Source organism: Caballeronia sp. DA-9 (genome assembly GCF_051615025.1).
In the GTDB taxonomy this organism is placed as follows: Bacteria; Pseudomonadota; Gammaproteobacteria; order Burkholderiales; family Burkholderiaceae; genus Caballeronia; species Caballeronia sordidicola.
In genome coordinates this window covers 677,263-690,628 of the sequence record NZ_CP195132.1, presented here as the reverse complement: position 1 = coordinate 690,628, position 13,366 = coordinate 677,263, and the positions used below count along the sequence as shown (strand labels likewise).

The 13,366-nt window shown below is 59.6% G+C and carries 13 protein-coding genes and 1 riboswitch; of the genes, 6 read left to right on the top strand and 7 right to left on the bottom strand.

Features of this window, described 5'->3' with window-relative positions; genetic code table 11:
* Positions 1 to 20 precede the first annotated feature (20 nt).
* Positions 21 to 1,790, bottom strand: coding sequence for a pentapeptide repeat-containing protein (locus tag ACRWA7_RS09315; RefSeq protein WP_438392416.1), 1,770 nt, complete (start codon positions 1,788 to 1,790; stop codon positions 21 to 23).
* Between the two features lie 447 nt (positions 1,791 to 2,237).
* Complete coding sequence (locus ACRWA7_RS09310) at positions 2,238 to 2,831, bottom strand: DUF6817 domain-containing protein (protein WP_438392415.1); 594 nt, start codon at positions 2,829 to 2,831, stop codon at positions 2,238 to 2,240.
* A 246-nt stretch (positions 2,832 to 3,077) separates the two neighbouring features.
* Between ACRWA7_RS09310 and ACRWA7_RS09305 the strand changes: the two genes are divergently transcribed.
* Positions 3,078 to 3,989 carry a serine hydrolase domain-containing protein gene (locus ACRWA7_RS09305; RefSeq protein WP_438392414.1) on the top strand — a complete coding sequence of 304 codons (912 nt, stop codon included), beginning with the start codon at positions 3,078 to 3,080 and terminating at the stop codon, positions 3,987 to 3,989.
* 254 nt (positions 3,990 to 4,243) lie between these two features.
* Here the strand turns inward: ACRWA7_RS09305 and ACRWA7_RS09300 are convergent, their stop codons facing one another.
* Positions 4,244 to 4,591: a DUF190 domain-containing protein gene (locus ACRWA7_RS09300; RefSeq protein ID WP_438392413.1), complete on the bottom strand. Its 348-nt coding sequence runs from the start codon at positions 4,589 to 4,591 to the stop codon at positions 4,244 to 4,246.
* A gap of 29 nt (positions 4,592 to 4,620) precedes the next feature.
* Positions 4,621 to 5,931, bottom strand: a complete 1,311-nt coding sequence (locus ACRWA7_RS09295) for a voltage-gated chloride channel family protein (protein ID WP_438392412.1) — start codon at positions 5,929 to 5,931, stop codon at positions 4,621 to 4,623.
* Positions 5,932 to 6,007: 76 nt separating this feature from the next.
* A riboswitch (Fluoride riboswitch) is annotated at positions 6,008 to 6,074 on the bottom strand.
* Between the two features lie 303 nt (positions 6,075 to 6,377).
* Between ACRWA7_RS09295 and ACRWA7_RS09290 the strand changes: the two genes are divergently transcribed.
* Positions 6,378 to 6,833, top strand: a complete 456-nt coding sequence (locus tag ACRWA7_RS09290) for a universal stress protein (protein WP_438392410.1) — start codon at positions 6,378 to 6,380, stop codon at positions 6,831 to 6,833.
* A 94-nt stretch (positions 6,834 to 6,927) separates the two neighbouring features.
* On the opposite strand, the gene ACRWA7_RS09285 is transcribed toward ACRWA7_RS09290, so the two are convergent.
* Genes ACRWA7_RS09285 through ACRWA7_RS09275 form a run of 3 tightly spaced genes read right to left on the bottom strand, consistent with a single transcriptional unit; the run spans position 6,928 to position 9,115 of the window.
* Positions 6,928 to 7,755, bottom strand: a complete 828-nt coding sequence (locus tag ACRWA7_RS09285; protein ID WP_438392409.1) for a universal stress protein — start codon at positions 7,753 to 7,755, stop codon at positions 6,928 to 6,930.
* Positions 7,752 to 8,258, bottom strand: a complete 507-nt coding sequence (locus ACRWA7_RS09280) for a universal stress protein (RefSeq protein ID WP_060858560.1) — start codon at positions 8,256 to 8,258, stop codon at positions 7,752 to 7,754. Before ACRWA7_RS09280 ends, ACRWA7_RS09285 begins: the two co-directional genes overlap by 4 nt.
* A gap of 17 nt (positions 8,259 to 8,275) precedes the next feature.
* Positions 8,276 to 9,115, bottom strand: a complete 840-nt coding sequence (locus ACRWA7_RS09275; protein ID WP_438392408.1) for a universal stress protein — start codon at positions 9,113 to 9,115, stop codon at positions 8,276 to 8,278.
* Between the two features lie 241 nt (positions 9,116 to 9,356).
* On the opposite strand from ACRWA7_RS09275, the gene ACRWA7_RS09270 reads away from it, so the two are divergent.
* The 4 genes from ACRWA7_RS09270 to ACRWA7_RS09255 all read left to right on the top strand — a co-directional run bounded on the left by ACRWA7_RS09270 (position 9,357) and on the right by ACRWA7_RS09255 (position 13,260).
* Positions 9,357 to 9,842 carry a hypothetical protein gene (locus tag ACRWA7_RS09270; RefSeq protein ID WP_438392407.1) on the top strand — a complete coding sequence of 162 codons (486 nt, stop codon included), beginning with the start codon at positions 9,357 to 9,359 and terminating at the stop codon, positions 9,840 to 9,842.
* A 138-nt stretch (positions 9,843 to 9,980) separates the two neighbouring features.
* The gene (locus ACRWA7_RS09265) at positions 9,981 to 11,714 is read left to right on the top strand and encodes a PHA/PHB synthase family protein (RefSeq protein ID WP_438392406.1); all 1,734 of its coding nucleotides are present in this window, start codon (positions 9,981 to 9,983) and stop codon (positions 11,712 to 11,714) included.
* Positions 11,711 to 12,736 (top strand): bifunctional enoyl-CoA hydratase/phosphate acetyltransferase, encoded by a 1,026-nt coding sequence (locus ACRWA7_RS09260; protein ID WP_438392405.1) that lies wholly within the window; start codon positions 11,711 to 11,713, stop codon positions 12,734 to 12,736. The genes ACRWA7_RS09265 and ACRWA7_RS09260 overlap by 4 nt, the downstream gene beginning before the upstream one ends.
* Positions 12,737 to 12,825: 89 nt before the next feature.
* Positions 12,826 to 13,260 carry an Hsp20/alpha crystallin family protein gene (locus ACRWA7_RS09255; protein WP_060858565.1) on the top strand — a complete coding sequence of 145 codons (435 nt, stop codon included), beginning with the start codon at positions 12,826 to 12,828 and terminating at the stop codon, positions 13,258 to 13,260.
* The last annotated feature ends 106 nt before the right edge of the window (positions 13,261 to 13,366 follow it).

Below are 13,366 nucleotides of genomic sequence, written 5' to 3'. Positions count from 1 at the left end.
ACCTTACGCGGCTCTTTTCTCTACGTCGATTTCGCATCTTTAATCAATTGCGGGATAACCAGTTCTTTAACAACCTTTGCAACGTCATTAAATAGCGAAGAACATGTCATGGCAAAAACAATGGTATTCGCTTGAATCCCCGCATCTACTTCATTTTGTCTCATCTCGCTAGGGGAATCTATACTACAAACGCCAGCAGCTGCAAGCTCACCCACTCCCTTTCTTTCCTCGATAGTTGGAGCCGCCGTTTTAGGCCAACTCGTCGACGCGGTGTTGGAAAGCAAAACCGCTAGGCCGTTGGATGAAAAGGATGACAAAGCAGCCTTGATCTGTATTGGCTTATCAGCGCCCGCCTCCTCTGACGTGCCAACACCTGGTGCAAGACGGCTAAGATATTCCGGCACGATGGCGGTAAGAAGGTATCTACGGATCTCAGTGTAGTCGTCGTTACAAGAAACTTCACTCAGCCATGATCCGGGAGGGTCGTTGTGAGCTTTCTCATGTGCCCGTACATCAAGATCGGGGGCTTCATCACAGAGGTGCGCGGCAACAAGTTCTTTCGCGACTATCAGTTCTTCCTTACCGTCGTCTCCAGTTATTCCATGATACCGACCTGGGGAAAGGTCATTTTTCGCAACGAAAATTAGGTCATCCGGCGACAAATTAGACAAAATAGGCTTCAGCCGCGAATCAAGTTGGGGACCAAATCGAAGCAATTTATCGGGACAGTCGACTCGCGCAGTGCCACAAAGCGCCCTCACCTTGTTCTTATATGCCGCTTCAATCGGAGGCTGTTGAAAATATGATCTACTTCCGTCGGCATACGGAAAGTAATTTTTAAGTAAGTAAAAGAGCAGCGGCCCATTTATCCTCTTGGCGTCCCACCAATTGCTTCCCTCCCAAGCAGATTGCTCAAATGCGCGAACATTAGATAAATCCGCACCACGAAAATCAACTCTCTCGAAGTGACTTTTTTTAATTATCGCGCCTCTCAGATTCACGTTGGCGAAACTACAATCGAGAAAATGGATTCCATCGACATGGTCAGGGAAATTTATTCTAGGGACCGGTTGGAGGGATTCACTTATCTTTCCACATATGAGCCTTAAGTTATACGAAAGAGCCTCGCGAAATTTGTCGGCGTTCCGGGCAATTTCAACAGGTAGAGTCTGAAGCTGGCTCTCGTCGTCAAGCGCGGCAAGTTGGGACTCCAAGTCACGTGCGCGGAACAGGAAAACATTGACATTCGAGTCTGTAACCTTAATATCGGGGAATGCATAAAAGTTCTCGATCGCGTTTCGGTCGCCGGTTCGCGTAACTACAAGCATCCCAATGTCCATTGCCTCCGTCCCGTGGCGCGGATCTGAAAAATACGGGCGGAGTAGCTGAATGGTCAATTGGCCGTCGACCATCCCGGCGGTCCTGCCGGTCGTCCCGGAAGGTCGTAGCTGAGACAATACTTTCTGAGCTGTATCTCGCCATCCAGCATCTGCATTTGCAATATTGGTCTCGTTCAACTGCTTGATTTGAATCCAGACTGTAAAACCGAGCGTCAGAAGCGTGAGGAGCGGGACAATGGCAGACGCAAATGTCTTGTACCATTCAAACCGGAGGACGACGCGCTGATTCCGGTAATCACGAGCCGTCTTATTCCGATCAGTTATCGTTTTTGAGATCGACACAGACTTTTCAATATCGCCGATCTCTTTCGTTTCCAACGCTTTGTCGATCGCTATTTTTTCAAGCTTTCGAAGATTTTCATGGTCCACCTCGTCCGGATCGTTTGCCATATTATCCTCGTCTTCGGTCAGGGACGGCGGCGGCTCACCGACTCCTGTACTGAGCATAGTCAATTACAATCGAAATGATGGAGACACTTTGGATCGCAAGCATCTGGACATCTGAACGCGACGAATTACGACAACCGTGTTTGGTGGCGGTGTTGCTAGTGACATCAACGACGAGCGAGTACCTTTCATTCTTGCGATGCGCATTCGCGAGTCGTCGGTCTCAAACGTTCGGGGCGTTCTCGAAACTCGGCGGCTGAGTCTTTCGTTTATCCGCCAATTCTTCGTGCGCTGCAGCCGAAGTGGCGATCGGCTGCTCCGGCCAACCGGCGAAATATCGGCATGGCGAATTGAATGGCCGGTTCCTGAGTCGAACCGACATTTGGACGTCCCAGCAGCGGTGTGAGCGAACGACGGTTCATGGCCGCCAACTGACATCACCCCGACGCCTTACTGCTCGTCATCGCGTGACCATCCCTCCATTCTCATGCGCTCACGAACCATGTCCGCGTTCCAGTTCGTCAAGACATCACGAGCAGTTTCGTAGGCGCTGTCCGAGAGCCGAGTTTTGACTGACTCGAACCGAGCTAACCAGAATTGCCCCGCAGTAGGTGGAGCGTCCGGTTGATGCAACGCGCTGTCAACGATGTTCGCCGCTTCCAGTTCGAGAAGTGCAGCAAATGTCGCCTCATCAAGATTCGCGCGCGTCGCAACGGATGGAAGAGGAACAGAGTAGGGTGCGGCCGTCTGCCCTGAGAAGAGGGCACCGCGATCAGCCGTGCAGAAAAGATAGACGAGTGCCTCAGCCTCTTTGCCGATAATCTGCCGCACCTCGGGGCGCCTTTCTAACGAGACGGCACTTACTCGAAACTCTTCCGTTCCGTAGATGCTGTGAAAGGCGCCGGCTGCGACGAGGGCCGGCGAACTGCCCCGCTTCTCGAGCCATCGGCCGGTCTCGATAAGGTGGACTGTCAGTGGTCTTCCAAAATGCATGATTGCATCGGTCCCGAACTTGCGGACGTTGCGTTGCAGATGTTCGAGCATGAACTTACCTTGCGGTTGCTGGTATTCGTTGGAAAAAGGATTCCTTCGCAAGTCGCCTTCATCTTCAATTGCAATTTTGTGAGCGACATATTACCTCCAGCGCGCTTATTCCCTAGGCCGATATAGCGCAATGTCGGTGACCATACGTGCGTACCAAATAGCCGAGCTGAGCCGAACCACGCCGGATGACGTCACCCACGTCGCAGCCGCTACAATCCGGCACATATCCAGCCGATGCATAGACCGATGATCGACCTCAATCGATTTCTCGCAGAAACGACTGCCAGCGGCAAGATTCCTGGCGTTTCGCTTGCCACTCTTCGCGCGGGGATGCGCAGTACCGAATGTTACTTCGGCGTTCGCGGTGCACACGATCTCGCCGGTGTCGATGCGGCGACCGTCTTTGAGGCTGCGTCTCTCACCAAACCGCTCGTCGCGTACATCGCGCTCCAGCTTTCCGAAGAGGGGCTGCTAGACCTGCAAAGACCCCTGTACGACATATGCGGAGAGTACGTACCCGGCGACCCAACTGCTCGGCGGATAACCGCCGTTCATGTGCTGACACACACGAGCGGCCTTCCAAATATTGTCCGCGAAACAGCTCCGCTGCGCACGTATTTCAACCCCGGCGAGCGATTCAGCTACGGCAGCAGCGCATTTGCGTGGCTTCAGCGCGCGATGGAGGCCGTAAGCGCACGCCCGCTGGAAACGTTGGCACGAGAGCGCATATTCGAGCCGTTGGGCATGCATCATTCGAGCCTGGAATGGCAGGAGCGCTTCGCGGTCAACCACGCGCAGGGCCACGAGTGGGAAGGCCAGCCGGTACCCAAGCGTCGCGTGCAAACGGCGCAGGCATCATGGTCGCTCCTCACGACGGCATCCGACTACATCAGCTTTATTCAGCATGTACTGGCTCGCCGGGGCTTGGCATCCGCAACTCATGATCAATGGTTTTTGCCACGCATCAATACGCGACAAGGCGACGATGCCGAAGACCTTATCGGTCACAACCCGCCTGATCTGAACATAGCGTGGGGGTTGGGCTGGGGCCTGGAGCCCTTCCAGGGTTGCTTCTTTTCACTGGGGAAACAGCCCGGGTTTCCGGGCGTTCGTTCTCGCCAACCGTGCAACGCAGGATGCGGTCGTCTGGTTCGCTAATTCCGCCCAAGGCTTGAGACTGGTCCATGCGGTCGTACCGCAAACCGTTCCCGGCGAGCATCCTGCCATTGAATGGCTTCGGATCGGTAACTTCTGATGCATCGTCAACGGTTGAACTGCTGAATTCACCAGCGCGGACAGTAGCCAAGCCGTGGCTTGTATTACCAGCACCGCTAATGCCAGCAGCGTGAACATCCCTGTCAGCCGCGGCGTGGTCGGTGATTTTATTTCGACTCGGCCTCCGCGGCCGTTGATCAAGCCCCGTGTCCCGGCAATTCGCATGGCAGCAAAATCGCCCGGACATTGTCGAGCCCCTTGCCATGGGTGCGCCAGAAATCACGCACTTTGGCATCCAGGTCAATGAGTTCTATGCAATGCGGGAAACGGTGATGCGCAATCTCGATGTGTTCGTGATGCAGGCGGTCTCCTTTCAAATATCCCGCATGGACGCGATGCAGGAGTGCCTGCTCGATCCCAGCTTCCTTCGCATGGCGAAGTAATTGCGAGGCAAGGCTCGGTCGCGATACGCGATGCCAGAGGCGTGTCGGACGAGCCCTTTCGGAATGGTGAAAATAAAGGCGAAGCGAAATCAGTTGAGTCATGACGTTGAGCAGTAAGGTCTTCGAAGCGTTCAGGGTTGTGCGGCGACAGTCGCGGCCTTGCGGCGTGCGCGGCGCCAGGCCGGGATGTCTGCCAGTCGCATGCCGGCTGGAATGAGCGGATGTTTTGCGTGGCCGACCCGTTGCGCGCGGTAGATTCCCGTGTGACCAGAGAAGAGGTAGCTGACCACGCACGCGAGAGCCGCATACACGCCAATCTGAGGGCCAAAGAGTTCGATTGCCATTACCGTCGACGCGATCGGGGTGTTCGCCGCGCCAGCGAACACGGCGACAAAGCCAAGCCCCGCAAGCACAGGTATGGGCAACGCGAGGATGTGACCCAGCGCGTTGCCAAGTGTTGCGCCGATATAGAAAAGCGGAGTCACCTCGCCACCCTTGAAACCTGACGCAAGCGTGACCACGGTGAAACCGAATTTGCCGGCAAAGTCATAGACCGGCAACGGACCGTTGAAGGCCTGCACGATGGTCGGTATCCCGAGACCCAGGTACTGCGGAACGTTCAGAACGGTAGCGAGGATCGCGACCACCGCGCCGCCAAGGACAGGCCGGAAGGGCGCATAGGATATCTTGCGTTTGATTAGGGCGGACAACGCATGCGTCGAGTCGGCAAAGAGCATCCCCACAACACCGAATGCAATACCGGCGATGGTCGCCGATCCAAACCCGAGAACCGTGACAGGCGGCACGAAAGGGATCGCATACATCGTGTGGTGAATACCCCAGAGACGGCATACGGCGTCTGCCACGACTGAAGCCGCGAGACACGCGAGCAACGCGTCATAGCGCAGGCGGCCGATCGCAAGCACCTCGAGGCCGAAGATCGCGCCCGCGAGAGGCGTGCCGAACACCGACGAAAAGCCCGCCGCGATGCCGGCCATCAGCAAAATCCGGCGGTCCTCGCGACCCAGATCGAAGAGATGCGTGACCCGGTCGGCCAGCGCACCGCCCATCTGGACCGCAGTGCCCTCGCGGCCCGCGGAGCCGCCGAACAAGTGCGTGACCACAGTGGCCACCAGCACGAGCGGCGCCATGCGCTTTGGCACGATCTTCTGCGGATCGTGAATCTCGTCGATCAGCAGGTTGTTGCCACCTTCGACGCTCTTGCCAATGCGGTGATAGATCCAGCCGGTAAGGAACCCCGCAACCGGCAGTAACCAAATGAGCCATGGATGATCCAGCCGCGTATTAGTGGTACGGTCCAGTGCAAAGAGAAAAAGCGCGGACGCAGACCCGGCGAGGGCGCCCAGCACGGAGGAAAGCAGCAGCCAGCGCGCGAGATACGGCATCATGGCTATCTGTTCGACAGACTTGAGACGTTTCATGATTTTCAGGTTCGAAAGAACATCAAACCTGGGCGACAGGGCGTCGCACGGACGGCCTACGACCTCCTGCACCCAGGAACTCGTAGGCATCATCAGCCGAAGGATCGGCGGTTGTTTGGAGGAATGCCATCTCCAGAACCGCGGATTTTACGGATAAAATTTGCGCAACGCAACACCGATGTACGCAGTTCTTTGTGCTCGCGTCCTGTCCGCCAAGTTCCTCAATTGAAGACCCGAGAGTCGGAAAACTTACCCGCAGCTACGCACGGAATCCATGAATTTCCGATCCGGGAACAACCCGGCATGGCGGCAAATCCTTGACACCCGATGCGCCAAAGTCCAGCAAGCTCCTGTGTCCCTGCGCCGATCGCACCGCTTGATATGAGTCAAATGATGTCCGGCCCTATGCGCAGACACTAAAGCGCATGACATCGGGGGATCTTGCCGTGTACAAACGAATTCTCGCGGCCCTAGACGGCAGCCGCAGCGCACATCGGGCGCTGGAAGAAGCGCTTAGGCTCGCGCGGGCCAGCGAAGCGACGTTGATGGTGGCGACCGTTCCCATCATCGATTCGTCCCGGGGAATCACCGAAACGAACGCCATCGATGAAGCCGCGCAAAAAGCCGCGTGGCAACGTCTCGATCACGCGCGCCAGTTGTGCAAGCTCCACAAGGTCCCTGCGCGCATCTGGGTCATCGACGCCCACGGCGCGAGCGTGCCGGCCGCAATCATGCAGGCGGCGCTGACGGCCGGAGCGGACCTGATTGCCATGGGCACGCACGGGCACAGGATCGCGCGCCAGCATCTGCTTGGCAGTGTCGCGGAAACGATCCTGCGTTCGAGTCACGTTCCGGTGCTCATGGTTCGCGACAATTCTTCCGGTGACGCGTGCGAGCACTAGCCGCGCGAACGCATAAAAAGCGCCCGGCTTGCGGGCGCTTCGGAGCGTGCCTGTCGGACGGGATAATCGAACGATCGCATAAGCCCTTTGGCAATCAATGCGACATGAACACCGGCGTGGTCATGCTTTCCAGCATCGTCCGGGTGACGCCGCCAAGCACGATTTCCCGGACCCTCGCGTGACCATAAGCTCCGAGCACCAGCAGGTCCGAGTGAGTATCGGTCAACGCGTTGAGAAGCGTCGCGCCCGTGCTGACGCCCGACACGCGGGGCAAGGTCAGGACACCTGCGCGAACCCGATGTCTTTCGAGGTACGCGGCGAGCTCCATGCCCGTCGCGACGGTCTCATGGTTGTGCTGCTCGACAACCGCAATTTCCACGAAATTCGCAAGCCGGAGGAAGGGAAGGGCGTCGGCTACCGCGCGCGCGGCGGCCGGGCCGCCATCCCACGCAATCAGCACCGTTCCGGCGAAGCGCTCCGTATTTCCAGCGTACGGCAGCAGGATCATTGGCCGGCCGCTTTCCAGTAGCACATCGTCCGGAAAATTCCTCGCGATATAAGCGGCCGGATCGGCCGGATCCCGCTGCCCGTAAATCAGGAGGTCGGCATGCCGTGCGTGCAGGATCGCGGTCTCCACAGCAGGCCCGGGCGGCGCGCGCCATTCCGAGGCGATTCCCGCGCGGCGCGCCGCCTCCGTGAAGTAATCGCGTGCGCGGGCCAGCCGTTGCGCAGCCTGCTTCTCATTGGTCGCGAGGTCCAGGCTTTCGTCCGGCCTGAACATCGGACGCAGGAGGTCCTGGCATACGATATAAAGCCCGATCAGGTGCGCATTGTGTTTGCGGGCAAGTTCGACGGCGAAGTCAACTCGCGCGTCGCTGCAAAGGCTGTCGTCGATATGAACGAGCATGGTTGCGTAGTTCATAGCCATGCTCCGGCAATGTCTGGCGCGCTCAGGATGTGCGGCGCCTTTTGCTCGCCGGCGTGCGAGGGGACGAGCAGCACGGGGCAACTGGACATGCGCAGGAACCGTTCGGCGACGCTGCCAAGCACGAGCCGCCGCCAGCCGCGGCGTCCATGCGTGCCCATTACCACGAGGTCGGCGTTGAACGCCTTGGCCGCACGGCTTATTTGCTGTGTGATGTCGTCGCCGACAGGATCGACTTCCAGCACTTGAGGCGAGCCCTGCACGCTCTCGCCTTGCATCCTGGCAACGGCCTCTGCAATCACGCGAGCACCTTCTCTCACGAAAACATCGCGCGCGTGCGACGGATCGGAAGCGGGGTCGGCGTACAGGGTCGGTGGCACGTCGATCACATAGACAGGCTTCAGCTCGGCGTGGTTTTCGCGCGCCAGCAACAGCGCGGCGTCCAATGCGCGAGCCGATGTCTCGCTGCCGTCGATTGGCACAAGGATGTGTTTGTACATGAGTGGTCTCCTCGAATTCAGTGCGACATCAGGACCGGTACCGTCATGGAAGCCAGCATGGTGCGCGTTGCACCGCCCATCACCAGTTCTCTCCACCGGGCGTGGCCGTAGGCGCCCATCACCAAGAGATCCGCACCAAGGTCGGTCGAGCGCGAGAGCAGGACGTCGCCGGCCGGCACGTCGTCGATGCCATCCAGATCCAGGACATCGGCTTGCACGCCGTGCCGCGCCAGCACCAGCGCAATATCGGCGCCGGGAAGCCGCTCGCCGGGGAGTTCATCCTTCAGTCCATTGAGCGTCACGATGGTGGTCTTTTTTGCGCGCTTGAGCAGCGGCAGGGCGTCATGAACCGCGCGGGTCGCTTCGCGGCTGCCGTTCCAGGCAACCATTACGTTCGTGCCGAACGTCGTGAACACGCCCGTGTACGGAATGAGTATCACCGGCCGGCCAGCAGACATCACAAGCGTTTCAGGAAAATGATCCGAGATGAACGACTCGGGATCGTTCGGATCATCCTGGCCCGCGATCACGAGGTCGGCACAGCGGGCAACGCGCGGGACGAAGTCGTTCGCGTATTCGTGCGAGTCGATCCATTGACCGGACAAGTTGGCCCGTACCAGTTCTGCGTGAAACAAGCGCTCGAGCGCGCCATGCCGTTCGTCACGCAGCTTGCGGTGCGCTTCGTAGTAGTAGGCCGAGCCTTCCATCACGCGGAACGACTTTGGATCGGGCGTGAAGATGGCGAACACGCCGGTGACGTGCGCATCGAACTGTCTGGCGAGCCGCAACGCATATTCGAGGCGCGAATGGGCACGCCCGCTTGTATCGAGTTGGACAACGATACTTTTATAGCTCATGGCAAGGGCTCCGTTGATGGATCGCTCGGAAGACGGGCACTGGAATCGATCCGCCCGCGAGGTCATGAGACCCAGTCTATGGGGCGACGCTTTCCGTGGATTGACGTAGATCAAACGTGCGAGACGGCGTTCGAGCCGCTACTTGAGTTGACCCAGGTCAAGGATCGGCCGGCTGTCGCGCATACATTTAAGCCGACAGCCGGCGCGCGAGCGCGCCCTACACATGCAGGAGGAATTGGCCATGTCCGCGCCTTTAATCGATCCGTTTGATCTTGGCAGGAACAACCTTCGTTTCGCATTGCACTTGCTGACAGTGGCCGGGGAATACCGGCAGCAGATGTGCGGACTGGAGGAAAAGCGCATCGAACGCGATCTGGACGCCATACACCGGGAACGGGACGCGCTTGCCAATGCAAAAGATATCAGCGAGCTGGCTTCGGCTTCACAGGATGCCTTGCGGAACTATCTTCAGAAAACGGCGAACCTTTGGCAGGAAGCGGCGGGCGTCACCATGCGTAATCAGGGCGCGTGGGGCGAAGCCGTTTCCGATGCAATCAGAAACTGGCAATCGATGTGGACCGCCGGCTTTCAGCGGCCATCCTCCGGTTTAACCACGGCGCCGGTCTGGCTGGGCGGTTTCGGCGCGGCGTTTCCTAATGTGCGAACCAGTCCACCGGGCGCTCAGCCGGCTGCCGCCGCGCCGGTATCGGATCGTCATGCGGCTTGAGCGCGTTGCAGCCATGACCCGCGCGGCCGGATGCCGGGCTTCCCGCACCAGTGATCCGCTTGTCCTCCGGCAAGACGCCTGCGACCGATGCGGATGCACGCGCGGCAGCCCCGAGTGGCATGTACATACCGTGAGCCGATGAAACGCGATCCCATTACGACGACGTACGACAAACCGCCAGCATTCGTGGCCGATTGTTCCCGAGCGCCGGACAGCCGCGAGTCTCTCGACCGTGCGGCCCATGCCGCGCTCGCGCGGCTGAGTGGCGGCTTGTCGCCCGCTGCCTTGTGCCTGGCCGTGTTCGACTGGGCGCAGCACTTTGCGCTGGCCCCGGGCAAATGGATCGAGCTCACGGCGCAGCTTGCGCAGGACAACACGACCGCGCCGCTTCCGGTTTCCGGCGATCCGCGCTTTGCTGCCGCTTCGTGGAATGGCTGGCCCTATTGCGTCTGGCGCGACGGTTTTCTCCGCTTGCAGCAATGGTGTGAAAGCGCAACGACTGGCGTGAGAGGCGTCGAGCGCCATCACGAAGACGTCGTGCGCTTCGGGCTCAGGCAGATGCTGGACGCGCTCTCGCCAAGCAATTTCGTGTTGACCAATCCGGCGGTGATCGAGGAAACCCTTCGAACCGGCGGAGCCAATTTCGTGGCGGGCAGTCAACACTGGATCGAGGACCTGACCGCGATGCTGGCCCGCGCGCCGGGCAAGCGCCAGCCCGGCGCGCAGGCCTTCATGCCTGGGCGCGACGTCGCCATCACGCCGGGCAAGGTGGTGTATCGAAACGATCTGTGCGAGTTGATCCAGTACTCGCCGTCCACTGACACGGTTGCCCGCGAGCCTGTCTTCATCGTGCCTTCGTGGATCATGAAGTACTACATTCTCGACCTGAGCCCGCACGATTCACTGGTTCGTTATCTGGTCTCGGAAGGATTTACGGTGTTCATGATTTCGTGGAGAAATCCGGGCCCGGAAGATCGCGATCTCGCGCTGAACGACTATTTATCGCGCGGCGTGCTCGACGCCTTGGCCGAAGTCCGAAAGCGCTGCGACGCCACGCCGGTGCATGCGGTCGGCTATTGCCTGGGTGGCACGCTGCTTTCGATCGCCGCGGCAATGCTTGCGCGTGACGCGCGCGCCGATGAGTTGCGCAGCGTGACGCTGCTTGCCGCTCAAACCGATTTCACCGAACCTGGAGAACTCGGGCTTTTTATCGACGCAAGCGAACTCGCCACGCTCGATGCACTCATGTGGGAACAGGGCTTTCTGGATGGTTCCCAAATGGCGGCGGCATTCCAGTTGCTCAATGCGCGGGATTTGATCTGGTCGCGGCTCATGAGCGAGTACCTGCTCGGACGCCGTTCGAAACCGAACGACCTGATGGCGTGGAACGCCGACACCACGCGCATGCCTTACCGCATGCACAGCGAGTATCTGACTCAGCTTTTCCTGCGCAACGATCTGGCGGAGGGCCGGTATTGCGTCGATGGACGTCCGGTCGCCCTGTCAGACATCGAGCAGCCGATGTTCGTGGTCGGAACCGAGCAGGACCACGTTTCTCCGTGGCGCTCCGTCTACAAGCTGCACTTGCTTACACACAATCCGCTGACCTTCCTGCTGACGGCCGGCGGCCATAACGCGGGGATCGTCTCCGAGCCGGGTCACGCGGGACGGCATTATCGATGCGGCACGCGTTCGGCTGGCGCTTCGTATCGCAGCCGGCATGCCTTTTTCAACGAAACCGAGCCCACCGAGGGATCCTGGTGGCCGCGCTGGTCGCAATGGCTGCACGAGCAGTCGGACGTCCCGGTGCCCCGGCGCCTGCTGGATGACGCGCTGCCGGATGCGCCCGGCACGTACGTGCGTCAATCATGAACGATCACATCGGCGCCGTGCCGCAACCGGGCGTTCGTTTGCCGGGCATCTTGCCGGGCGCAACAGCCGGCCGTCCCGGGTTGCTGGAACTTGCTCGCGCTCACGCCGCGCTGCGAATCGCCATTGTTCATCCGTGCGACCAGACCAGTCTCGTGGCAATGCGCGACGCGCAACTGGCGGGTTTGATCGAACCGTTGATCGTCGCGCCGCGCGCTCGGGTCGAGGCCGTCGCGGCAGCCAGTGCAATCGCGCTCGACGGCATCCGGATCGAACATGTGGAGCACAGTCACGCGGCAGCGGCGCGTGCCGCGGAACTCGCGGCGAATGGAACAGTGAGCGCGCTGATGAAGGGCAGCCTGCATACCGACGAACTGATGAGCGCGGTCATGGCGCCAGGCTCCGGCCTGCGCACGGACAAGCGTATTTCACATTGCTTCCTGATGCACACGCCCGCATACGAACGGGCTTTCATCATCACCGATGCCGCGATCAATATCGCGCCCGATCTCGATGAGAAGGCGGCGATCGCGCAAAACGCCATTGACCTGGCGCACGTGCTTGGCGTCGCCCGGCCGCGCGTTGCAATACTCTGCGCGGTAGAGACGGTGAATGCGCGGATGCGCGCGACCGTCGACGCCGCCGCATTGTCGAAGATGGCGGAGCGAGGGCAATTGACCGGCGCGGCCGTCGATGGGCCGCTCGCTTTCGACAACGCCATTTCCGAAAGCGCCGCGCTGATGAAAGGCATTGTTTCGCCCGTGGCCGGACACGCGGACATTCTCCTTGTGCCCGATATTGAAGCGGGAAACATGCTTGCGAAGCAACTGGAGTTTTTGGGCGGCGCAGCGAGTGCTGGAATCGTGCTCGGCGCTCGCGTGCCTGTTGTGCTGACGAGCCGTGCGGACTCGGTCGCCTCGCGCCTTGCGTCATGTGCGCTGGCCGTATTGCTCGCGGCGCACGCCAGCCCGCGCAGTATTTCATTGCTTGATTCAGGTCAAGCGAGCGTCGTCTCACGCGCCTAAAGTTTTGATAGGGACGCGTCGGTTCATCGGTTCCGGCGCACGAGATGTGGCGGACTTGTGTAGTAGTACTTTCATCGAGGAGCAGGAAAATGAGCAACCTTTCCCGTTATGACCCGTTTTCGATCGAGCCGGTCTCGGACATGTTCCATGGCTTGTTCCGGCCACTGCGCAGCATGATCAGCACGGACGACGCGCCGCTTGCCGACATGAAGATCGACGTCTCCGAGACTGACCAGGCGTATCAGGTGAAGGCGGAACTTCCTGGCGTCGACAAGAAGGATATCAGCGTGAAGATCGACGGCAACGTCGTGTCGATCAGCGCCAAGGTAGAGCGTGACAAGGAGTCCAGGGACGGCGAGCGCATCATTCGCCGGGAGCGCTATTCGGGGGCGATCAGCCGTTCGTTTTCGCTTGCAAGCGATATAGATGAAACTGCGTCCACGGCGCAGTATCAGGACGGCGTCCTCTCGCTGACGTTGTCGAAGAAGGCGCACTCCGAGCAAAAGCATCTGCAGATCAGTTGAGTTGCGGGCACGCGAGCCGCGCGCCTGGCGCTGCGGGTCCGGTTATGTCGATTGGCGCTTTAGCCGGAGCTGCAGGAGAACTGAAACGGGAGTGCGGATTGGAGGT

Coding starts and splice junctions, on each gene's coding strand:
- ACRWA7_RS09315 (WP_438392416.1), bottom strand. CDS start 1,790: ATGGCAAACGATCCGGACGAGGTGGACCATGAAAATCTTCGAAAGCTT.
- ACRWA7_RS09310 (WP_438392415.1), bottom strand. CDS start 2,831: ATGCTCGAACATCTGCAACGCAACGTCCGCAAGTTCGGGACCGATGCA.
- ACRWA7_RS09305 (WP_438392414.1), top strand. CDS start 3,078: ATGATCGACCTCAATCGATTTCTCGCAGAAACGACTGCCAGCGGCAAG.
- ACRWA7_RS09300 (WP_438392413.1), bottom strand. CDS start 4,591: ATGACTCAACTGATTTCGCTTCGCCTTTATTTTCACCATTCCGAAAGG.
- ACRWA7_RS09295 (WP_438392412.1), bottom strand. CDS start 5,931: ATGAAACGTCTCAAGTCTGTCGAACAGATAGCCATGATGCCGTATCTC.
- ACRWA7_RS09285 (WP_438392409.1), bottom strand. CDS start 7,755: ATGAACTACGCAACCATGCTCGTTCATATCGACGACAGCCTTTGCAGC.
- ACRWA7_RS09280 (WP_060858560.1), bottom strand. CDS start 8,258: ATGTACAAACACATCCTTGTGCCAATCGACGGCAGCGAGACATCGGCT.
- ACRWA7_RS09275 (WP_438392408.1), bottom strand. CDS start 9,115: ATGAGCTATAAAAGTATCGTTGTCCAACTCGATACAAGCGGGCGTGCC.
- ACRWA7_RS09270 (WP_438392407.1), top strand. CDS start 9,357: ATGTCCGCGCCTTTAATCGATCCGTTTGATCTTGGCAGGAACAACCTT.
- ACRWA7_RS09265 (WP_438392406.1), top strand. CDS start 9,981: ATGAAACGCGATCCCATTACGACGACGTACGACAAACCGCCAGCATTC.
- ACRWA7_RS09260 (WP_438392405.1), top strand. CDS start 11,711: ATGAACGATCACATCGGCGCCGTGCCGCAACCGGGCGTTCGTTTGCCG.
- ACRWA7_RS09255 (WP_060858565.1), top strand. CDS start 12,826: ATGAGCAACCTTTCCCGTTATGACCCGTTTTCGATCGAGCCGGTCTCG.